Origin of the sequence: Paenibacillus contaminans, from assembly GCF_003285015.1 — a bacterium.
Classification (GTDB): domain Bacteria; phylum Bacillota; class Bacilli; order Paenibacillales; family NBRC-103111; genus Paenibacillus_V; species Paenibacillus_V contaminans.
On record NZ_QMFB01000001.1, the window covers coordinates 785,436 to 807,126 of the forward strand.

Sequence of the window (21,691 nt, forward strand, 5' to 3'; positions counted from 1 at the left end):
ATTTAATTAACTATACTAAATAAATGTTGAATAGCGGCGTTTCGACTGCAGCTCGGTACAAATCCCCTTGCCGCTTCCTCTTAAATAATCCCGTATTTCTCAGGAAATCGTGCGTAATGTCTGAAGAATCTAGGCGTATACAGGCTAACCCGCAGTGGCATACTGGAAAATAATCGCTGTTTGATGAGGAGCTTTGCGTATGCCGACTCGAGATTCGCATGGGCTGAACGATTTTGTCTATGACAGCCATGACCCGCTTATTTTTATTAACCATATAAAAGATTTCCTGCATTCCCCGCCTGATCTTGTAATCCGCTCGCTTGTCGTATCGCCGGAAATTGTATGCTATTGCATGTTTCTTGAGACCTTAACCGACAAGGATAGGATCGAGCATGAATTGCTGTCTTATTTAACCGAGAAAGCTATTTTCAATGATTCATCTAGTACGGAGGAAATAATCGGGACGTTAAAGGGTAAGATTCCTTTCAGCTCCATCGATTCGACCGACGATGTCAAACGCTGTATCGACAGCTTGCTGAAAGGTACCTGCTTGGTTGTGATATCCGGTGCGCCGGAGGTTTTGCGAATTCAAGCTCCCCAGACAAGTCAACGCAATATATCGGAGCCTTTGACGGAATCTACGGTAAGAGGGCCGCAGGAAGGGTTTACGGAGGAAATCGCCGACAATCTGTCCCTCCTCCGCAAACGGATCAAAAGCGCCCATCTGCACATCGAGCAAGTTTCTGTCGGTACGGAAACCGAGACAAGCATTTCCATGTTATACATGGACAATCTTGCGCCGGATTCGGTGGTTGACGAATTCCGCAGACGGATTGGCACGGTTCGCACCGACAGTATATTGGACAGCGCCTATGTGGAGGAATGGATTCAGGACCGGACTTACTCTCCGTTCTCTACGCTCCTCAACACGGAGAGGCCTGATATTGTTGCGTCTCATCTGCTTGAGGGGAGGGTCGCGGTGCTTGTGGACGGCAGTCCGATTGCGTTAATCGGGCCGATTACGTTTTTTCAATTTTTCATTGCGCCCGAGGATTATTATCAGAGGGCCGACATTGCTACGCTGCTGCGTTGGGTCCGTTTTCTATCCTTCTTGCTTGCCGTATTCGTGCCGGCTTTATATGTGTCCGTCGTTTCTTATCATCAGGAGCTACTACCTCATTCCTTACTAATCAGTATTGCTGCACAGCGTGAGGGTATTCCCTTTCCTGCATTTGTGGAGGCTGCCATCATGATGGTGACATTTGAGGTGCTGCGTGAGGCCGGTCTTCGAATGCCGCGTATCGCAGGTCAGGCAATCTCGATCGTCGGGGCATTGGTGTTGGGACAAGCGGCCGTAACGGCCGGTCTCGTTTCGACGGCCATGGTGATTGTTGTGGCTCTTACAGCGATATCCAATTTCGTAGTGCCTTCTTACAGCTTCGGGATAACACAGCGGCTGCTGTTGTTTTTTTACATGATCTTGGCGGGCGTTTTGGGGTTGTTCGGCGTTTTATGCGGCGTGCTGTTCACGCTGGTCCACCTGGCTTCCATGAAATCTTTTAATGTTCCATACTTGTCGCCGGTGGCTCCGATCGTATTGTCTGACTGGAAGGACATGATTTTCCGCGTACCACGGCCTTGGATGGATACTTATCCGAAAATGAACGATACGAAAAAAAGAAAAAGGAGAGGCGGACTATGAATGATGCCGGCCGGGTGGTTGCTGCCGTCGGAATTTCCTTGTGCTGCCTTACCGGTTGCTGGGACCGAACCGAGGTCAATGAATTGGCGATTGCGGGACTGGTCGGTTCGGAAAAAGACAGCGAAACCCAAGAGCAAGTTGTTTATTACCAGATTATCAATCCCGGAGCATTCAACCCTCAAACGGGAGACGGCAGCAAGTCTCCTTTATATACCTACAAAGTTCAAGGTCCGACCAAAGGAGAACTCGGGCTAAAGTCTGCCGATATTTTGCCGCGCAAGCTGTTTACCGATCATTATCAGTCTCATATCGTAACCGAGCGATTCGCAAGGGAAGGCTTAGGTTCTTTTTTGAACTTTTATGAGAGGCAGTACAATAGGAGGTCGAACCTGTTTTTGTTCGTAACCGATTCCGAGCTTTCTGAAGTCATGATGACTTACACGCCTCTTGAGCGACTTCCGGGACGAGCATTGCGGTCGATGATTGATCAAACGTATAAATCTACGGGCCGAATCAGCTTAAAATCACGAGTGAAGGATTTAGTCGAAAACATGGAATCATCCGCACTGACGGTGCTGCCGCTAATCAGTCTGAACGGTCCGAAAGTTATCTCTACGACAAAACGCCTCGAATCGATTCAAGCGAATCAGAGCAATCTCTTTTTGACGGGTGCAGCTGTGTTTAGGAAGGATCGGATGATCGGAAAAATAGGTCTGCGGGAGAATGGCTATTACAATCTTTTAAAGGGGGAGAGCGAAAGCTTCTTTGAAACGATTACCCTTGACGGCAAAGTTATTGAATTGCTTGCGAATAAAATAAGCGGTAAACGGCACTTATCCGTTACGAACGGAATACCGGTCTGGAATGTCGAGATTGCCGCCCGGCTCTCTATCGTAAACAACGATCAGGAGAGTAAATTAAACTGGAGCAACTTGTCTCAGATAACGGACAAATTCAACCTTCAGATCGGCGAAACCGCGCAGAAGCTTTACAAAGAGGCGATTGATAAAAAGTGGGATTTGTTCGGTCTTGAAGACAAGATCAAGTACAAACGGGGCAGGGCATGGAACGATTTGCAGAAACAAAAAAACGTTTGGACTCAAACCAAGCTTACTATCACAGTCAAGAGCACAATTATCGATATCGGCGAAATCATTAATCCGTATAAGGGAGTGTAAATGCTTGGAGCGTAGCAGTTTGACCGTGTGGCAGTTTTTTGTGCTGGCTCTGTCTTTTTTGATAGGCACTTCCTTCTTTTTCATCCCAGGGGGATTGATTGCGGTTGCCAAGCAAGATGCCTGGATCGTTCCGTTGTGGGCAGGCGGAGCCGGTATTCTGGCTTCCTTGGTCTGGCTGAAACTGGCTAAACAACATCCGGGGTTATCGATAGTTCAAATTTGTACGAAAGTTGCGGGCAAACCGTTAGGCGGTCTGATCGCCCTGTTGTATATTACGTATTTTGTTCAAATTTCGGTCTTTATCACACGGAATCTTGGCGATTTCATGAAACAAACGCTGATGCCGTTAACGCCATTGACCGTGTTTCACGTTATGATTCTCCTTATCTCGGGATATGCGGTGATCAAGGGGATCGAAACGATCGCCATTTCGTCGGAATTTTTGTTTCTCGTCATGACGGCGACTTTTATTTTCATCTTCTGCTTTGCGCTGACGGAATGGAACTGGAATCGATTTCAAGGGGCATTTCGAATGGATGTTTGGAAGACCGTGAAGGAAACCCGCTCCATTTTCGGATTTCCGTTCCTGGAGTCCCTTGTCTTTCTTATGCTTTTTCCATTTGTTCTGAAGAAACGAAAGAAGACCTTTATTCTTGCGATAGCTGTTGCAACAATTATGCTGAGTCTAACAACGTTTTTTACGATCGGCGTGCTTGGAGTTACCCGTGCATCTCATGATACTTATCCGCTGTTTGTCATTGTCCAAGAAATTCATATCGGCAATTTTTTCGAGCATTTGGAATCCACCATTGCTTTGCTCTTGTTGGTTGCCATTTTTATTAAGCTATCGATCGCATATTACTGCTCCGTCCTGGGACTATGCCAATTATTTCGAATCACAAGAAGATTTTGGGTAACTTTATCTTTGGTATTGCTCATTTCCGGTCTTGCTCTTGGGTATGACAATGTAGTGGAAAATATAGAATTCAGCAAAAAATACGATTTCGAGTATACGCTAATTTACAGTGTCGTTATCCCTTGTGTGCTTCTACTTGTCACGAGGATTCGCCAAAGCGGGAAAAAGCAAACCGGAGAGTCTGGCTCATGATCGGGTTCCTTCTGTTTTTTGCGGCGGCCCTGGGAGTTAGTTTGACGTTTTTGATACGCTCTAAAGCCGAAAGGAAGGAAATCTTTCTGTTCGTTGGAATCTTGTTTCTAGGTTTTGCGGATTGGATGAGTATTTTCCTGGACCATAAATTTAAATCGAGCAAGATAATCGCCAATCTTATGGAGTGGATTGGATTATGAAATCGCGGGATCAATGGACGCAAAGGCTTTCGTATTCTATCCGCGTTACTCAGCATATTTTTCGCATGACCAACTCCAAAGGACCTTGTTTCATCCATTTTCTCCACCCATACGAAAAGGCGACTGCGATCATGAAATAAATGACTCCATAAACGATTGCAAATGAAAGATTGCCATTTTCCAAATAGCCCGCAGTCTCGAGCAACCCTAGTCCGAGAACTACGTGCCCGATATAATGGGATAACGATAATTGTCCGGTATTGATCACCGCTTGCGTCAGAAAGGAATGTTCAAACTTGTCTACCACATAAAGACAGATTGCAATCATGGACACGGCGGAACAAATGCCGGAAAAAACATACAGCATCGTAGGCGGCATCGGTTTCGTTCCAAAAAAATAATAGGCCGCTTCCTTATCCAATACAGAAGAAGACATTTTCACCAATAAGAACGAAATGGTCTCAATCACGATCGTTCCCGACAGCGAATAAAGCAGTAACTTCGATCGGTTCTCTTTGACAAACCAACGCTTTCTGCCCATCCACATGCCGATAAGGAAGAAGCTCAGCCATGGAAAAATAGGATGAAAACCGTTAAATAACAGGTTGCGCGCGAACCCTTCCAGCGTCCAAATGCCAGCATATTGTTTAAAACTCGAATCCCACCCGTTGCTGTAATCGAATACGATCAAGAAGAACTGAGATGCCAACACAATTATCAAGAACAGCCCGAGTATTTTCTTGTCGGATACGGTGATCAAGACCGCAGCTACAAGCATGAACACTGCATAATAATGTAAAATGTCGGCGCTCCAGCCCAGCAGCAATAAAAGCAAGCCGGCAATAAACAAAAAAGCGGCTCTCCGGTACAAGCCGGTCCGGCTGCGACGAATCAGTTCCTCATTCATCGAAAACCTGGCTTTCGAGGTCATTAAGGATACGCCGATACCGGCCAGCAAAACAAACAATGCGGATGATCTTCCTTCAAACAAACCCGCTATCGATTGCAACCACGCCGGTCCGCCATCCTCTGCCAGCATGGCGAGCTTAAAATTCACGATAATCATTCCGAAAATTGCGATCGCTCTCGCAAAATCAATAGCGGTTATCCGCTCTTTCGAGTGACTCATACAATATTTCTCCTTTTGATGCTTTGCGCTTAGCGGATTGAATCTTTCTCTTCGTTTATATCAACTTCATCACCATATAATTCCATTTTAATTCCTTGAAAAACAACTGCCGCGCCAAGCTATTCTGTTGTAGTTGCGTACGGAAAAAAAGCTGTTCGTATAGCAGCTTAGCCCGTAAGTTGCTGCCTACGACATGCAAGCTCAGCACCTTCAAGCGCGGATCGTTTTGAGCAAAATGCTGCGCCCACTGCATTAACAGCGTTCCGACTCCTTTACTTCGATGATCCGGATGGACGACAATGTCGGCAATATAACATTCTCCAGCCTGCGGTTTATGATTTAATAAAGAAACTCCAATCAACAGTTTTATCAGGTCCCACTTTCCAAATTGCTTGAAGTTTTTTAATGAAGGAAGTTCTTGTTGCTGCTTCACGACGAATTCCGGCTTCCATTTGACCGAAATCGTTCCGATCACTTCTCCCTCTTGCAGGGCGACCATTCTTTGACTTGCCGGTTCGGCGGGAAAATATTCAAGCAGCTTCTGGAAAAAAAGAGCGAGATCGTCTTCGGTCATGTTCGTCAGGGGGAGGAATTTCCCGCGAAACCCGTGCACTAGCAATCGCCCGATTTGCGGATTGTACTTGGCCGACATAGGTTCAATTGTTATCGGCGTTGCCGTCATTACGGTCTCCCCTTTCGGAATGCACAACCGGTTCGATCAAAGCTTGCAGCTCATAGTGCAGCTTGTTTGGACTAAATAGGGACAAATAAGATTTTTCAATGAGAATCAGAGGGCCGGCTATGACAATAGATTGTGCGGCAGCATAGCCGTAAAACTGTTCAATCTTCCCTTCAAGCTCATCATCTTCATGAACAAGGGTTTGTAAGGAAAGATAATCGCCCTCCGGCAGCGAAAAATCTCCTGGGGCCTGCGTTTCCAGATATAAAGTAATGATGCTCGAGCCGTCAAATACAGAATGAATGTCCGTTTCAAACAAGTTCGGAACGCGCATCGTCTGTTCGGCCAGCATTTTGGCGTTCAGCTTCGTGCTTATATCCATTTCCAACCATCGGGCAAAATAAGCAGGCTCCCGCCGCTTGATTCGGTATTGATCGGTCTGCGAGCTAAACCTCTGTTGTTCATCCAAAACTTTTTGGATGAACTGCTGAAGCTCTTTGAGCCGCTGCAGCTCCTCATCCACTTCACGCAAGGAATGATGGAGCAGCTGCCGATATTGTTCTGAAGTATAGGTAGTCATACATTCTTTAATGGACTGAACGGGAACTCCCAGCCTGCGAAGCAGCAAAATTTGCGCCAACCGGTAAACTTGATCGATGCCATACATTCGATACTGATTATTATCTGTGTAAGAAGGGTGAAGAACGCCTTTCTCCTCAAAATATCGAATTTGATGAACGGACACATTCATTAACTTAGCTAATTCGCTAATCGTAATTTCACTCTTCATATCGTTCACTCCTAAAGGCGATTTGGCATATCTCAACGATACACCTTAGGTCAGACCTAAGGTCAAGTGTTTAGCTTAAAATCTTCTGCTCGGAAGTTGGAAATGCAGAGATCTGAAATATCTAGACATGTCATATACTTGACTATTAAACGGCCGATCCTCGTGTTATGATGAAACCGATCATGCCATTTTTTTTTGGAGAGGAGCCTTCGCTTTGAAGCAGCTATATCCTTATTATGTAGTCCAGGAGTCCGAGCATTTCGAGCAGCTTCCGGTTGCCGGCAATTTTATAGAAGGCGACACGATGAACGGCGCTGCCCGGAAGACCGAGTTTGCCGCTTATACGAGCAAAGACATGCTTCACATCCGGATATGGTGTTACGATGCCGATCCGCAGCAAACGGAGACGATACGTCTGAATTTCGACCCGGATCATTCCGGACGAAGGCCTCATAATCTTGTGCAAGTTATAGTCGATACCGACGGCATGACGAAAGCGGAGAAGATGGACTATGATATCATCCGGCTAACCCCTGTCGAAGGCGTTCGGGGAAGCTCGGAGTTTCGAAGCGGTGTATGGGAAATCACCGTAACGATGCCGCTTGATCTAGTGTACAAAAGCAGGCAGACAAAACCATATGTCGGTCTGAATGTAATCCGGGTACGCAAGGAAAGCCCCGCTTTGTCCAAATGGTCCGGTCTGCCCGGAGAAATTTCGGTGTTTGGATTGCAAGGGATCGGGGATCTGATTTTCGCGGAAGGCTTATCGGCGGACGAGACGAACGATTGGATAAAACGCGCGATCGAAGACAGCAATACGGCGTATACAAGATGGGAGAAACAAAAGCTGCCCGCAGAAATACTCCGGCATGTTCGCGACAAAAAATCGGGCTTCTCGCTTCGGATCAAACCGGAAGATGCGGAGCGCGCCCGTTTTAACGCTCGCGAAACCGAATGGGGCGCCCGTATTGCCGCCCGGATTTATGAAGTGGCGGACTACTGGGCATCCAAGTCGGATGACGAATTGTTCGATTTTATTATTCCCGGCAATCCGCGGGCGATGACGCCAAGCCAGTTTTACGGAGATCCGCTCACCGGCGGCAACCGGCTAACGCTGAAAACATGCTTGGAAACGCCGTTTCGGTTCTATAATGAGACGACCGGGGAATGGTGGTATCCGGGCAAAAAGCTGAACAATCCCGCGACGAGAGAAGAAGTGATCGTGGAAGATAACGGAGAAGGATTTCTCATTCCCGAAGGTTTTCCCAATCCGTATACCCGATGCATGCTTGTCGCTGCAACACGCAACTACAGGCTGGCCATGGTTATGGCCGCTCCGTATTGTCCATCTATCACGGACAAAAACGTCGTCCCGGAAACAAGCGGAACCCGGTACGCAGGGGGAATTCCGAATTTGGCATATGCCTATATTTTATCCGGTGATGTCCGTTATGCCTATAAAGCGGCCATTCTGATCGGAAGAATCGCCGAATTGTACCCTTATATGAACGGCGGTTATCATGACGGGAGCTATTCGGATACGGTGCATTTGTCGGAGCCTTCCACGACGGGGACGGAATGGAAGAAAAACTTGCTGGAAGCGTATGACCTTATTTTCGACGGAATCGGAAAGTTCCATGAACAATTGGCCGGGTTATTCGCTCGGAAGCCGGATGCCGAGAACAAGCCCCGTGTTATACCGTTCGATCTGCGAAGAGCAGTGGAACGGGAAATGATTCCTTATGTAATCTATACGTGCGAATTGGAACGAAGCGGCGCAAGCGACTGGTCGATGAGGCTGCTGGAGTTGGAAATGGAAGCGGCGGCTTTAATCCAAAACGGAGAGCTGCTTCAAGAGGTGCTTATCGATTCCGTCTTCAGCCTGTTTTCCAAACTGAAGAACGGCTATTACCGGGACGGAAAATACGCCTATGATTCCTCGGGTTATGTTGAGCTGATGTCTCATTCGATGATGAACTACCCGAATTGGACCTACTTGTTCCAGGACGAAGACGCTTTCAGCCAGCCGCTGAATTTATTCGAGGACGCCCGATTCGGCGTAAAAGAAATAATCGCCTTTTATTTTCGTTACAGATGCGGAAGTTTATCCGCAGCATTCGGCGATACTACCGTAGACAATATGCTTCCGATATCGGACAATCGCAAAAACGGAATGACTCCTTTTCTCGCATTAAGCGAAACCGTCTTTCGGAGAATGCCTTCGGCAAGGGATATTATAGGGCCGGCGCTCACTTCATACAGCAATGAAGAGTTAGCCGGACAACGAGTGGAGGCTTGCCAGGATAACGGACGAGGCGGCAATCAGTCACTCTTGGTGCTTGCAAACGCTTTGTCCGAGTCGGAGCTGGCGCCGTACCGCGAAAAATCGTCACAAACGGTGCAAGTTTCCTACTTGGCTGAAGACTCGGAAATCAGCATCTTGAGAAGCGGCAGCACTGCCGGAAATACTAAGCATCTTGTGTTGTACGGTCAACCTACACTGCCGCATGCGCACGGCGATAAGCTCGGATTGTGGCTGGGCGCGTTCGGGGTGCATCAGCTTGCGTTCGGCGGCCATTATCCGTTCATTTGGATCGGTCCGAAAATCAGGCAATGGGAGCTGCACTCCGCTTCGTGCAACGTCGTGCTCGTCGACGGCAAAGATCAGGCGCCTTCATCCTCCATTCAGCTCGAGCATTACGAAGGGAAATGGATGCAAACGGCAGGAATGGAAAATAAGGAGGCGTATCCCGGCAGCCATTACGAGAGGTGGGCATGGCTTATTCAAGCGCCGGATGGGAATAATGCCTACGTCTTGGACCGCTTTCTAGTCTCTGGGGGGAGCAAATTCGATTACAATACGCATGGATTGGACGTATCGCTGGAACAGGTATTGTTCGAGGGTGTCGACAATTGGGAGCCGCTGCAAGGCACGCTCGCCGGAGCGGATATTCCGCTGTACGGACAGCCCGGCTACGGCTGGATGAAAGCGATCCGAAAGGCGAAAGCGGGCGAGCGGGTGTCGTGGACTTATCCTTACGGGGAAAGTTCGTTGAAAATCACCGCACTGAACGGAAGAGAGCGGGAGCTGATTTGCTGCTTGGGCGAGAAGGGCGGCCAAGAAATGAAAAAGTCTGCTTGGGACGCTTATGTTCTGCTCAGGGACGAACAGGACGATACCGATGGCCATGCCGCATCTTTCGTTAGCGTAATGGAGCCGTACGAAGGCGCTCCTTTCCTTCAGTCCATCCGTGCAATGGAATGCGTTACTGGGCAAAAGGTTGGAGTATTCGATCCTATGGGTATTTGCATCGATCATTTTGACGGGAGTCGGGATATAGTCATCTCCGCGCGTTATCAAGATGAACCGGTTACATATAGGGACGATTCGGGATTGCTGCATAAGACCGATGCGCAGGCGTTATTGATCCGTTATCGCGGCGATCGTCCGGAGCTTGTGGAAGCTTTAGGTTTCACGATTATCGAGTCCAACGATTTCAGATGGGAACGGGAGAAGCCGGAATGGCGGGGAACCGTCGCTTCCGTCGATGCGGAGCTTAGGGAGATAGAAGTAGAGTTCGCTGGGGAAGCTCCGGATTTGGATCAGCTTCAAGATGCCGTTGGATTTATTAACGGCGAGGGTTATAAAAAGCCTTCGCCATACTACATTAGAGATCCCCGATTGGAAGGGAACCGCCTCGTATTCCGTACGGACGTTACGCTGTTCCGTGGAGAAGAAGGCTGGCAAGGCACGGAAAAAATTCACGTCCAGCAAGGCAAGCAGTCAATGGATTACTTGGGTAAACGAATGCTGGTCGATGTTAAGGCCGGAGATGTGTTTACGATAAGTAACCGGATGTGTATAGGAAACGAAGATATCGTGTGAAAATGCTTAAAGTGAAAAGCAGCTAAAACGCATGGTATCGAAAGGGTAAGAGTGAGGGATTCGGCTGGAAGTTGCGTGGCTGCTACAGGCTTGCACTCCGGAACGGACGAGTAAGGAAAACATCACCACACGCTGGTGATGTTTTTTTATCTTCTAAAGAAAGGCGAAACCGTTTATCCTTGTTGTGACCGTGGTGATTTGGGAGAATATCGCCAGATTAACGTTTTTACTGAAAGGAATATCCTTGTTGTCGGTGAACTATAATGTTTAGATTCAATTAGACGCGAAAGGCGGTGGTTCCTGTGATCTGTCATAAGCTTAAAGTTATTGAACAAATGTCAGAGGGAAGCGGGCTTGAATTCGTATACGAGGACCTTATCGTTCAAGGCGTGTCGATTGATTCGCGAACGGTCAAGTCAGGCAATCTTTTTATCCCGATACTAAGGCAATTAGATGGTCATGATTATGTCGAAGAAGCATTTTCTAAAGGGGCGGCAGCTTCGTTTTGGCAAAAGGATCACATTAATCCGCCAACCCATATTCCGCTTATCTATGTAGATGATTGCTTACAAGCATTGCAAATACTTGCAGCAAATTATCGAAAAGAACGATCGCTTAAAGTGATTGCCGTTACGGGCAGCAATGGTAAGACAACTACAAAAGACATGATAGATTCCGTGTTGGGAACAACATTCCGAGTACATAAAACTACGGGTAATCTTAACAGCCAAATAGGGTTGCCCTTGACTATATTGGAAATAGGCAAAGATATAGATGTTGCGGTCTTAGAGATGGGCATGAGTGAACGTGGTCAGATCGATCGTCTTTCCCGCATAGCTAAGCCGGATCTAGCCATTATTACAATGATAGGTGTTTCACATTTGTCGACGCTTGGGTCGCGTAAAGAAATTGCAGCCGCAAAATTGGAGATTGTTAATGGTTTGTCAGATGACGGCGTGCTGATCTACAACGGCGATGAACCCCTCATACGTAACGGACTCAAAGATATCACAACCACTAAACCGATCTCTATCGTTACCTTTGGCGAAGACGAGTCGAGTGATTATTATTCTGCGTCCAGTGTAACGAACGTGCAAGGTTCCATTTTTACAGTTGGAGATCATGAATTTTTCCTACCGCTTCTTGGTGCGCATAATATATCGAATGCACTCGCCGCAATTGCAGTTGCATCGATAATGGGTCTAGGTCCAATGGAAATCGCTAAAGGATTTCAGTCCTTACAAGTAACCGGCATGAGAATGGAGAAAATTGTCTCACCTATAGGCTTTACAATAATAAATGATGCATGGAATGCTAGTCCGGTATCCGTGTCCGCAGCAATACAAACGTTTGAAGGTTTAACGGAGTACGAAAGGAAGTTCATAATATTAGGTGACATGCTCGAGCTAGGTGATCGGGAAGAGGAGTATCATCGGGAAATAGGCCGAAACATTGACCCCGGCAATATTGATTTTCTTTATACCGTAGGTCCTCTTGGTAAGTTTATAGCGTTGGAAGCCCAAAAGCGGTTTCCTCATGGCAATGTAGAATCATTCTTAGACAAAGGGGAATTGACTCAGGTTTTAAAGAAGAAGGTGAAAAAGAATGATGTTATTCTGCTGAAGGGATCGAGAGGAATGTTGATGGAGTCGATAATTCCCGTATTGTTAGAATAATTCCAAACCTATTGCTTCGAGGCTGTCAGAACGGATCGGCATTCTCTCAACGTTGTCAGTACAAAGAGCACCAGAACAAGCGCTCGAAAGCGGCGCTCGAGCTAGGCTGAGCGACCGCTTCAAGTGCGCCCTGCCTGTTTGCGGTAGTCGCGTGGGGACAAGCCTTTCAGCTTGGTAAACATTTTGGAGAAAACGAGAGGGTCATCGTATCCGACCGAACGCGAAATGTCGCCGACAGAGAGCGATACATTCTCAAGAAGCTCGCATGCCCGTTCCATCCGGTAACGAATCAAATATTGCTGCGGCGATTGCTGCGTCACCTCCTTGAAAATGGCGCACAAATAGCTGCGATTGAGCCCGATGTAAGAGGCGAGCTCTTCAATGGACATGCGGCGGGAGAAGTTTTTCTCCATAAACTCGATCGCCGCTTTTACGTAAAGCTCCCGCGGTTTCGATTCCGAGTGGGCGAGCTCGCCTGCCGCGGCTTCTAACAAGCATGACAAAAATATATACACGCCACCGGTCAGCCGCAGATCCCGTCCGCCGGACAGCTTTTTGGCGTCTTCAAGCATGTCGAAGCTAGATAAAATATTTACGTGCCTTGTGAGCGTCATCACAGGCGAATCCGTCGTCAGGTCCACCTGTCGCAAACAGGAGGCTGCCTCCATGCCGTCGAAAGCAACCCAACTGTAATGCCACGGATCGTCGAGATCCGCCTGGTAATACGTCACCTCGCCCGGGGTGATGAGAAAGATTTGCCCCGCCCTCAGCGTATGCTCTTTACCGGATGCACGAAAAATGCCATGACCGCTCCTCACATAGTGAATCAAATAATAATGACGAACCGCCGGGCCGTATGAATGTCCGGGCGCGCACCGCTCCGAGCCGGAATAGTAATAAACCAAGTCGGCATTCACTTGTTGGTAATAAGGTAGCTCGAACTTTTCGGCCATGTGCCGCCGCCTCCAATCGCAAATCCGAATCATACACCTCACATTATGACATATTTATCTCACTCTGCGACATTCTTTTTCAGCGACGTTCAGCTATGATGAATATAGTGGTTCCAAGCTATTTCACAAATGTTGCAGGAGGGAATAACAATGAAAAAATTTGCATTTATCGGGGCAGGCAGTTTCGGGTTTACAAGAAATTTGGTACGGGATATTTTGTCGTTTCCGGCGTTTGCGGACTGTACGATCGCTTTAATGGACCTCGACGAGGAACGTCTCGGCTTTATCAAGCAGGCTGTGGACAAAATTGTCGCAGCCGGCAACTACCCGGCGACGGTGATCGCGACGACCAACCGAGCCGAGGCGCTGCAAGGAGCCGACGGAGTCGTTTGTACGATTCTTGCGAACAGCGTCGATGTATGGCGGAGTGACATTGAAATTCCGAAGAAGTACGGCGTCGACATCAACGTAGGCGACACCCGCGGACCGGCAGGTGTGTTCCGAGCATTGCGTACGATTCCGGTTATGCTGGACATTTGCCGCGATATCGAAAAGATTTGCCCGGATGCGGTGTTCCTCAACTATACGAATCCGATGACGATGCTGTGCAATGCGATGCAAAACTATACGAAGGTGAATGTGATTGGCTTGTGCCACAGCGTACAAGGGACCGCGGAAATGCTGGCGGGCTGGATCGGCGCGGAGGCTAAAGACATCAGCTATTTGTGCGGCGGCATCAACCATCAGGCGTGGTTTCTCGAGTACAAGTGGAACGGCAAAGACGCCATTCCGCTCATTCGCGAAGCGATTACAAGCCGGCCGGACATTTACAATGCGGAGCTGGTGCGCAACGAGATGTTCTTGCATCTCGACTATTACGTTACCGAATCGAGCGGGCATAATTCGGAGTATAATGCTTGGTTTCGCAAGCGGCCTGATTTGATCGAAAAGTACTGCACACACGGTACGAACTGGAATCCCGGTTTGCATGCATACATTCTCAACGAATACAAGAAGCGGCAAACGACATGGAAGGACGAAATCGTCAAATGGCTGAATGAGGCGCCGATCGAACTGAATCGCGGTCATGAATACGCATCGGAAATTTTCAATGCGATATTCGGCGACGGCACGATGTTCAAGTTTTACGGCAATATCAACAATAAGGGCTATATTACGAATTTGCCGCAAGACGTATGCGTGGAGGTGCCGGTGCTCGCTTCCAAATACGGGTTCGAGCCGATTCACGTCGGCGCGCTTCCGGGCCAGCTTGCTGCGCTCAACACGGTAAACGCGATCAACGAGCAGCTTGCCGTCGAAGGTTCGATAACCGGCGATCCGCGGAAAGTGTTCCACGCCATCGTGAACGATCCGCTCACTTCCGCCGTGCTGAGCTTAAACGAGATCGAACAGATGGTCGATGAGATGTTTGCCGCCAATCGCGATTATTTACCGCAATTCAAGCATGTGAACTAATGACGCTGTACGATAATGCTGCATGAAGACAATTGGGCTGCCGAGAAGTTGATCGGCAGTCTAGTTATATTTATGGAAAGAAACATGATTCAGGGAGGTATAAAATGATATATGTAGAGACATCGAGATTGCATTTACGCGATTGGGAAGAAACGGACATAGAGCCATTTAGACGACTAAATGCGGACGAAAAGGTTATGACATATTTCCCCAAAACCTTATCAACCGAAGAAACAAATATGTTCTATTATTCGATTGTAACCGAGTTTAATGAGTGCGGATCATAAAGGCTCCCCATAATGCTGCTGTCCGAAATAGCCCACTTGGAACATGAAATCGAGGTTCGAATTACGCTGGAGTCCGATTTTGCCGGCTTGGAGAACGGATTCACCGGTGTGCCAAGCAAAATACCCGCTGCAAGCAGGCGTTTTCGGACTACAGGCGTGGAAAGGAAGCCGTACTCGGTTCCAAGTGGGCAAATTCGGATTACAGTGCATGCAAGCGGCGAGCGAGGAGGAGCAAGAACGTAGGAATACCGGTTGGAGGATCGGTACATGTTAAAGATGTAACCAAAAGTACCGAAGGTGAACCGAGAGGTAATTAGCATATTCAATACGTTCAGTTGATGGATTTGCACATTAGCAATCTATAAGAAATTTGGCCGCCGTTTACATGCTATAATAGAGGCGAATGCAGATGACTTGTGTTACTATTTGAATGTAAACTACTTATCAATGGAGGTTAGGCAATGGGAACAGGTGCCCCGGTAACGATAACAATTGAAACGATCGTTCATTCTCCCGTCGAAAACGTGTGGACGTACTGGACGGAACCGAAGCATATCACACAATGGAATAAGGCTTCCGACGACTGGCACACGCCGTTCGCAGAGAATGATCTTAGGGTTGGCGGTAAATTCGTCTCGAGAATGGAAGCTAAAGACGGCAGCTTCGGATTTGATTTCGGCGGCGTATACGACGAGGTGAGCATTAACGAGAGCATCTCCTATTCGATCGCCGACGGTAGAAAAGTGAAGGTTGAATTTATTCGTCAAGGCAACGACACGAAAATCATCGAATCGTTCGAAGCGGAAGCGACCAATGCCGTCGAGATGCAGCAAGCGGGATGGCAAGCGATTTTAGACAATTTCAAAAAATATGCGGAAAATGCCAAATAAGAATAAAATGATGTAGAAGCGCATGCCGATGTCGGCATGCGTTTTTGCTATACGCAGTGATTTATCAATACTTTTTGATCGCTATCTTCGTTTGTTTACCTTTGGTTTACTTTTAACCCCCTTTTTATTTAACAATATGCTTTATACTCTTTCTTGCAGGGGGATTAACTGTAACATGGCGCAATATAGAACTGCCAAACAAAGCCATAAGGAATGCTGCCGTCTACCCATATAGCTTGAGCCTTGTGCGCACTCGAAGGGAGAGGAACATGAGCCGTGAGCAAACTAAAGATGCGATTGATACCAATAGCCGCCGGAAGTATTTTGCTGCTTATGCTTGCCTATACTTATAAAGATGTCGCTAGCCAATTGTTGGATCCGCAGAACCTTCGGACACTGGCGCAAGATAATATCCATTTGCTTAAACTAGTTATGCTGCTCGTCATGATTGTCCAGAATATGTTTACAATCATCCCGCTTATCCTCGTCATTTCAATCAACATTTCTCTCTTCGGACTAGGCTACGGCTATGTCTGGAGCGTAATAACAAGTATTCTTGCCGCATTTATCACCTTTTATATCGTTCGATTGTGGCTGCATGAAAAGGTAACTCGCTATCTGAAACAATCCTCCTGGATGGACAAAATGGATCGGAACGGTTACTGGTTTGTATTCATGGGCCGATTGATCCCCTTTGTGCCCACAAGCTTAGTCAACATAGCCTCGGGAGCCGGTATGATCAAAGTAAGGAAATTTATAGCCGCCACCGCAATAGGCAATGCTTTGTATTTTTTGGCGCTTTCGCTGATTGCCCAAGGGTTAATATCCGCAGCGATTCAGCAAGGATTATATGCCGTCTTTATTGCCGCAGTCCTCGGATATGCATCCTTCAAGCTTTGGAAATATTATAGGCCCAAGAATCGCAATCCTGAGCCCGCGTTTAAGTCTTTCGAAAACAAGCACAGCGGAGAGTAAGCTGCCGATCAGCTGCTAATAAAAGCCCCTTCAGGAACCTCGATATTTCTCGAGGTCTTTTTCCCATGCATTTCAATTTTTTGCTTTATACTAGTAATGATTGCTTTTGAGGAGGAATTGGGATGAGTGTTAAACGGCGGTTATTCTTTTCCAACATGTTAATGCTTATTATGCCGATTGTACTTATGGCGCTGACAAGCATTATCTTTGTGTTTATATATACGGGGATCACGGGTATTCGCGATGTTCATTCCTTGAAGTATGGGGATGTTTTTTTTAAGCGAATGGACGATGTCGATGCACTGGCCGCGAAGTGGGATTCCTCTGCAGCTTTGGCTGAATTCGAAGCGGATATCGACCGTTTTAACCAAAAGCATAAGGGGATCGGAATAACCTTGTCTCTTTATGCAGGCCAGCACTTGGTGTATCCGGCTTCATTGCAAGAAGGACAGCCTTCCGAGATGGTATTGTCTCAAAAAAACAATTTTATGCTGGTTACAGATAGTCTTGCTGTTTATCGCGTAAAGGCGGGGGAGTATGCGCTTGTGATGGCAGATTCCAATTTCACGATTTATAATCGGGATGAATATCAGCAGCGGATATATGTGGCCGGAGTCATGTTTCTTACTCTCATCATCGTCGTTCTCGCAACGAATTGGGCGCTGACCAAGTTTGTTTTTCGCAGCATTATGAATCCTATCGATACGTTAGTTTACGGTGTGCATCAGCTTAGAGACGGCAATTTAACCTATCGGATTCATTACAATAAGAAGGATGAATTTGCCGGGGTATGTGCGGAGTTTAATGAGATGGCGCAGCGTCTGTTCGTCATGGTTAATGAACGGCAGAAGGATGAGACCAATCGGCGGGAGTTAATTGCCGGGATATCCCATGATCTGCGTACGCCGCTGACATCGATAAAGGCTTATCTGGAAGGTATAGAAAAAGGAGTGGCATCTACTCCGCAGATGCAGAAGAAGTACTTTGACATTATTAAAAGCAAGACCGGAAGCCTTGAACATATAATCAATCAGTTATTTTTATTTTCCAAACTGGATATAGGGGAATTTCCGCTGCATTTGGAGCGGGTTAGGATAGGCGAGGAGCTTCAGGGGACGATTACGGTTTTCGCTGCGGAATATGAGCACAAAGGGCTGGAAATCCAAGTCGAAAACCGAATTCAGGAAGCTGAGGTGTTTATTGATATCGTTCAATTTCGTAATGTTATTCAAAACATTTTGGAAAACAGCCTCAAGTATAAAAATAAGGATAAAGCGAAGGTCAGCATAGTATGTTTCGAGGGCGAACATCAAGTTGAAATAAGACTGGCAGACAATGGACCGGGTGTATCCGATCAAGATTTGGAGAAGCTGTTTGATGTGTTTTATCGCAGTGATGCTTCACGGAAAAAACCGGACTTAGGCAGCGGTCTGGGTTTGGCGATCTCCAGCAAGCTTATTGAGCGGCTGGGAGGAAGCATACGGGCAAAGCATGCGGATTCAGGAGGTCTCGCCATTATCATAAAACTTCCCAAGTACATGGAGACAGGAGGAATCAGTGGTGAAGAAAATACTGATCATTGAAGACGATACGGCCATCGCTGAGATTGAACGGGACTTTTTGGAAATAGACGGCTATCATACGGTGATTGCGACAGACGGTATAGAAGGACAACGATTGGCGTTGACTGGAGACTTTGATTTGATTATTCTCGACCTTATGCTGCCAGGCATAAATGGGTATGAAATTTGCCGAACGATTCGCGAGAAGACGGATATTCCGATTTTAATGGTGACGGCTAAGTTTGAGGTGGCGGATAAGGTCAGAGGATTAGGGCTGGGTGCGGACGATTACATTGCCAAGCCGTTTTCTCCTACCGAGCTGTTAGCCAGAGTGAAGTCGAATTTAGCGCAATACGAGCGATTGAAAAATGGCGGGGCGGATCGGTCTCGCGAGATTCAAGCCGGTCCAATCCGGATGAATAAGCTGACTCATCGGGTTTATGTCCATCAGCAGGAAGTCGAATTTAAAAATAAGGAATTTGAATTGCTGCTGCTCTTCGTATCCAATCCTGATATTGTGTTCAGTAAAGAACAACTATACGAGCGAATATGGGGAATGGATGCGATTGGCGACTTAAAAACGGTAGCGGTCCATATTAACCGTCTGCGCGAAAAAGTTGAAAAAGATCCGCAAAACCCGGTTTACATTCAAACCATTTGGGGAGCGGGTTACCGGTTTAGAATATAGGATGATTGTTTATACCTAGTTTACCTTTATTTTAACTCTCGCCTACTTCGAGTTTACCATTGCTTGTTACGATGGGTTCAGTTCGTAAAGTGAAGGAGGCCAACCCATCGTGTCTAGGCTCAGATTAACAGACATTAAAAAATCGTATCATAGCGGCGAAATCGTGCATGCATTAAAAGGGGTTTCCTTGGAGTTCAGACAAAGTGAGTTCGTTTCCATTCTAGGCCCTTCAGGATGCGGCAAAACGACGCTGCTGAACATTATCGGCGGCTTGGACCGGTATGATGAAGGCGATTTGTCTTTAGGGGGGAAATCGACCCGGCTTTTCAAAGACAAGGACTGGGACGCCTATCGAAACCATTCCATCGGATTCGTTTTTCAAAACTATAACTTGATTTCCCATCAAACGGTACTTCAAAATGTTGAAATTGCGATGACCTTGTCAGGGGTTTCGGCATCCGAGCGAAGAACAAGAGCGAAGCAGGCGCTGGCAACGGTGGGGCTTGGAGACAAAATAAAGAAAAAGCCCAATCAGCTTTCAGGCGGACAGATGCAGCGCGTTGCTATTGCCAGAGCATTGGTTAATAATCCCGATATTATTTTGGCGGATGAGCCGACAGGTGCCTTGGACAGCCAAACAAGCATACAAGTAATGGACATCCTCAAGGAGATTTCCAAAACGAAACTGGTCATTATGGTTACCCACAACGGCGATTTGGCGGAAGAATACAGCAGCCGGATTATTCATTTGCGGGATGGCGAAGTGCAGTCGGACAGCAATCCCATTCTAAACGATCACATTGCTAAGATACACAATAACGCTCAAGAAGGCGGCAATCTAAGCTTGGGCCAAACGTCTATGTCTTTGTTTACGGCTATGTCTCTTTCTTTCAGAAACTTATTGACGAAAAAAGGCCGGACGATCATCACTTCATTCGCGGGAAGTATCGGCATTATCGGAGTGGCTCTTGTTTTGGCGATATCAAACGGTTTGTCCAACTATATAGCAAATTTACAGTCTGAAACGCTGGCCGGTTTCCCGTTGACCATCTCGGAAGGCCCACAGTTTGTACAAGGACCTCCTGACGGCGGGCCGTTTGGGAGTTCGAACGAGAAAGAAAATGATGAATTTCCAGACGGAGATATCCTTTATCGTCATGATCGCTCAGCCGTTGCCCAGCAACAGCAGCATAAAAATGTGCTGACGTCGGATTATTTCGACTATATCGCCGACATGCAGAAGGCGCTGCCGAATGCGGTTAACGTTGTCTCCTATAACAGGGAAGTGGAAATGAATGTTCTCGCAAAAGGCGAGAAGGATGTGGTCAAGTTTGAAACATCGCCGAACGGGGCCGATGATATGGCTTCGGGGTTTGGCGCTGCTGCGACTTATTGGCAGGAATTGCCTGAGGACGAAACGTTTATTCTTTCACTCTATGATCTAATCGGCGATGGCAGCCGGTATCCGAAAGCGATGAACGAGGTCGCGATTGTTGTCGATGACTATAATCGGGTGGACAAGAGCTTTTTTGAAAAGTTAGGGATATTCACAGCCAAATCTGATTATAAGTTAAGTGATTTCATCGGAAAAACAATCGTAAAGATCATTCCGAATGACAGCTATTATTCTCGGAGCGAAAACGGTTTGTTTGCACCGGCTGCTCCTGAATCGTACGATGCATTGTTTGAGAACGGTGAAGGAATTGAATTAACCATTACGGGAATTCTCCGCATGAAAGAAGGGGCTGCTTCAAGCAGCGGCTTTTTAACGGAAGGGCTGGTTTACACTAAGGCGTTAGCCGAACATATTATGGATGATGCAGAGAAATCTGTCATTGCCAAGGCACAGCAGTCTTCCGACCGGGATGTCATTATGAATTCTCCATTTGCCAATGAGGATGCGAAAAAGTTGAAAATGCGCAGTCTGGGGGCGGACACGACCCCGTCAAGCATCAACATATATCCGAAGGATTTTGCAGGCAAAGATGCTATTAAGGAGTACCTCGATACTTACAACTCCGGCAAAGCAGAGAAAGACCGGATTATTTACACGGACATGTCGGCCATGATCAGCTCGACGATTCAGACCGTTCTGGATACTGTCTCCTATGTATTAGTCGGATTTGCGGCGATTTCTCTTGTCGTTTCCACGATCATGATTGGAATCATTACGTATGTCTCGGTATTGGAGCGGACCAAGGAAATTGGCATATTGCGAAGTATAGGAGCAAGGAGAAAGGATATATCGCGCGTCTTCAACGCCGAAACCTTAATCGTCGGATTCACGGCAGGTTCGCTTGGCATAATAATTTCTTATGTTCTGACTATTGCGATTAACGTTATTATCGCTAATTTGATAGATATTGAGGGACTGGCACAATTGTCCGCCACACATATCATTACATTAATTCTGGGCAGTATGGCGCTGACGCTGATTGCCGGTTTGATTCCCGCCGGAATGGCGACACGAAAAGATCCTGTTCTTGCTCTAAGAACGGATTAAGAAGACTCG

Annotated in this window: 17 protein-coding genes; 13 read left to right on the plus strand and 4 right to left on the minus strand. The window is 47.1% G+C overall.

Annotation, left to right across the window (positions count from 1 at the left end):
- Nucleotides 1–199 precede the first annotated feature (199 nt).
- Genes DQG23_RS03405 through DQG23_RS03415 form a run of 3 tightly spaced genes read left to right on the plus strand, consistent with a single transcriptional unit; the run spans nucleotide 200 to nucleotide 3,988 of the window.
- Nucleotides 200–1,702: a spore germination protein gene (locus tag DQG23_RS03405; protein ID WP_113029362.1), complete on the plus strand. Its 1,503-nt coding sequence runs from the start codon at nucleotides 200–202 to the stop codon at nucleotides 1,700–1,702.
- Nucleotides 1,699–2,880, plus strand: a complete 1,182-nt coding sequence (locus tag DQG23_RS03410; RefSeq protein WP_113029363.1) for a Ger(x)C family spore germination protein — start codon at nucleotides 1,699–1,701, stop codon at nucleotides 2,878–2,880. The genes DQG23_RS03405 and DQG23_RS03410 overlap by 4 nt, the downstream gene beginning before the upstream one ends.
- Before the next feature lie 25 nt (nucleotides 2,881–2,905).
- Nucleotides 2,906–3,988, plus strand: a complete 1,083-nt coding sequence (locus DQG23_RS03415; RefSeq protein WP_272949028.1) for a GerAB/ArcD/ProY family transporter — start codon at nucleotides 2,906–2,908, stop codon at nucleotides 3,986–3,988.
- Nucleotides 3,989–4,237: 249 nt separating this feature from the next.
- Here the strand turns inward: DQG23_RS03415 and DQG23_RS03425 are convergent, their stop codons facing one another.
- Genes DQG23_RS03425 through DQG23_RS03435 form a run of 3 tightly spaced genes read right to left on the minus strand, consistent with a single transcriptional unit; the run spans nucleotide 4,238 to nucleotide 6,786 of the window.
- Nucleotides 4,238–5,317, minus strand: coding sequence for a DUF418 domain-containing protein (locus tag DQG23_RS03425; RefSeq protein WP_113029366.1), 1,080 nt, complete (start codon nucleotides 5,315–5,317; stop codon nucleotides 4,238–4,240).
- A 55-nt stretch (nucleotides 5,318–5,372) separates the two neighbouring features.
- Complete coding sequence (locus tag DQG23_RS03430; RefSeq protein WP_113029367.1) at nucleotides 5,373–5,999, minus strand: GNAT family N-acetyltransferase; 627 nt, start codon at nucleotides 5,997–5,999, stop codon at nucleotides 5,373–5,375.
- A complete protein-coding gene (locus DQG23_RS03435) occupies nucleotides 5,974–6,786 on the minus strand; it encodes a helix-turn-helix domain-containing protein (protein ID WP_113029368.1) in 813 nt (270 codons plus the stop codon). Before DQG23_RS03435 ends, DQG23_RS03430 begins: the two co-directional genes overlap by 26 nt.
- A 214-nt stretch (nucleotides 6,787–7,000) precedes the next feature.
- Here DQG23_RS03435 and DQG23_RS03440 point away from each other — a divergent pair, with 214 nt between their 5' ends.
- Together DQG23_RS03440 and DQG23_RS03445 are read left to right on the plus strand one after the other, a co-directional pair.
- A complete protein-coding gene (locus tag DQG23_RS03440; protein ID WP_113029369.1) occupies nucleotides 7,001–10,672 on the plus strand; it encodes a heparinase II/III family protein in 3,672 nt (1,223 codons plus the stop codon).
- 302 nt (nucleotides 10,673–10,974) lie between these two features.
- Nucleotides 10,975–12,348, plus strand: coding sequence for a UDP-N-acetylmuramoyl-tripeptide--D-alanyl-D-alanine ligase (locus DQG23_RS03445; RefSeq protein ID WP_113029370.1), 1,374 nt, complete (start codon nucleotides 10,975–10,977; stop codon nucleotides 12,346–12,348).
- Nucleotides 12,349–12,467: 119 nt separating this feature from the next.
- Here DQG23_RS03445 and DQG23_RS03450 read toward each other — a convergent pair whose 3' ends face one another.
- Nucleotides 12,468–13,301 (minus strand): AraC family transcriptional regulator, encoded by an 834-nt coding sequence (locus DQG23_RS03450; RefSeq protein WP_158560278.1) that lies wholly within the window; start codon nucleotides 13,299–13,301, stop codon nucleotides 12,468–12,470.
- Nucleotides 13,302–13,451: 150 nt separating this feature from the next.
- On the opposite strand from DQG23_RS03450, the gene melA reads away from it, so the two are divergent.
- The 8 genes from melA (at nucleotide 13,452) to DQG23_RS03490 (ending at nucleotide 21,682) form a co-directional block, all read left to right on the plus strand.
- Nucleotides 13,452–14,777, plus strand: coding sequence for an alpha-galactosidase (melA, locus tag DQG23_RS03455; RefSeq protein ID WP_113029372.1), 1,326 nt, complete (start codon nucleotides 13,452–13,454; stop codon nucleotides 14,775–14,777).
- Nucleotides 14,778–14,881: 104 nt separating this feature from the next.
- A complete protein-coding gene (locus tag DQG23_RS43680; protein WP_113029373.1) occupies nucleotides 14,882–15,064 on the plus strand; it encodes a GNAT family N-acetyltransferase in 183 nt (60 codons plus the stop codon).
- Nucleotides 15,065–15,076: 12 nt separating this feature from the next.
- On the plus strand, nucleotides 15,077–15,307 hold the full coding sequence (locus DQG23_RS03465; protein WP_113029374.1) for a hypothetical protein: 231 nt from the start codon (nucleotides 15,077–15,079) through the stop codon (nucleotides 15,305–15,307).
- Between the two features lie 218 nt (nucleotides 15,308–15,525).
- A complete protein-coding gene (locus DQG23_RS03470; RefSeq protein ID WP_113029375.1) occupies nucleotides 15,526–15,954 on the plus strand; it encodes an SRPBCC family protein in 429 nt (142 codons plus the stop codon).
- A gap of 276 nt (nucleotides 15,955–16,230) precedes the next feature.
- Nucleotides 16,231–16,929 (plus strand): TVP38/TMEM64 family protein, encoded by a 699-nt coding sequence (locus DQG23_RS03475; RefSeq protein ID WP_113029376.1) that lies wholly within the window; start codon nucleotides 16,231–16,233, stop codon nucleotides 16,927–16,929.
- A 122-nt stretch (nucleotides 16,930–17,051) separates the two neighbouring features.
- Complete coding sequence (locus DQG23_RS03480; RefSeq protein WP_113029377.1) at nucleotides 17,052–18,512, plus strand: sensor histidine kinase; 1,461 nt, start codon at nucleotides 17,052–17,054, stop codon at nucleotides 18,510–18,512.
- Nucleotides 18,490–19,179, plus strand: a complete 690-nt coding sequence (locus DQG23_RS03485) for a response regulator transcription factor (protein ID WP_113029378.1) — start codon at nucleotides 18,490–18,492, stop codon at nucleotides 19,177–19,179. Before DQG23_RS03480 ends, DQG23_RS03485 begins: the two co-directional genes overlap by 23 nt.
- A gap of 163 nt (nucleotides 19,180–19,342) precedes the next feature.
- Complete coding sequence (locus DQG23_RS03490; RefSeq protein WP_238177742.1) at nucleotides 19,343–21,682, plus strand: ABC transporter ATP-binding protein/permease; 2,340 nt, start codon at nucleotides 19,343–19,345, stop codon at nucleotides 21,680–21,682.
- The last annotated feature ends 9 nt before the right edge of the window (nucleotides 21,683–21,691 follow it).

Coding starts and splice junctions, on each gene's coding strand:
- DQG23_RS03425 (WP_113029366.1), bottom strand. CDS start 5,317: ATGAGTCACTCGAAAGAGCGGATAACCGCTATTGATTTTGCGAGAGCG.
- DQG23_RS03480 (WP_113029377.1), top strand. CDS start 17,052: ATGAGTGTTAAACGGCGGTTATTCTTTTCCAACATGTTAATGCTTATT.
- DQG23_RS03470 (WP_113029375.1), top strand. CDS start 15,526: ATGGGAACAGGTGCCCCGGTAACGATAACAATTGAAACGATCGTTCAT.
- DQG23_RS03410 (WP_113029363.1), top strand. CDS start 1,699: ATGAATGATGCCGGCCGGGTGGTTGCTGCCGTCGGAATTTCCTTGTGC.
- DQG23_RS03465 (WP_113029374.1), top strand. CDS start 15,077: ATGCTGCTGTCCGAAATAGCCCACTTGGAACATGAAATCGAGGTTCGA.
- DQG23_RS03450 (WP_158560278.1), bottom strand. CDS start 13,301: ATGGCCGAAAAGTTCGAGCTACCTTATTACCAACAAGTGAATGCCGAC.
- DQG23_RS03430 (WP_113029367.1), bottom strand. CDS start 5,999: ATGACGGCAACGCCGATAACAATTGAACCTATGTCGGCCAAGTACAAT.
- DQG23_RS03405 (WP_113029362.1), top strand. CDS start 200: ATGCCGACTCGAGATTCGCATGGGCTGAACGATTTTGTCTATGACAGC.
- DQG23_RS43680 (WP_113029373.1), top strand. CDS start 14,882: ATGATATATGTAGAGACATCGAGATTGCATTTACGCGATTGGGAAGAA.
- DQG23_RS03435 (WP_113029368.1), bottom strand. CDS start 6,786: ATGAAGAGTGAAATTACGATTAGCGAATTAGCTAAGTTAATGAATGTG.
- melA (WP_113029372.1), top strand. CDS start 13,452: ATGAAAAAATTTGCATTTATCGGGGCAGGCAGTTTCGGGTTTACAAGA.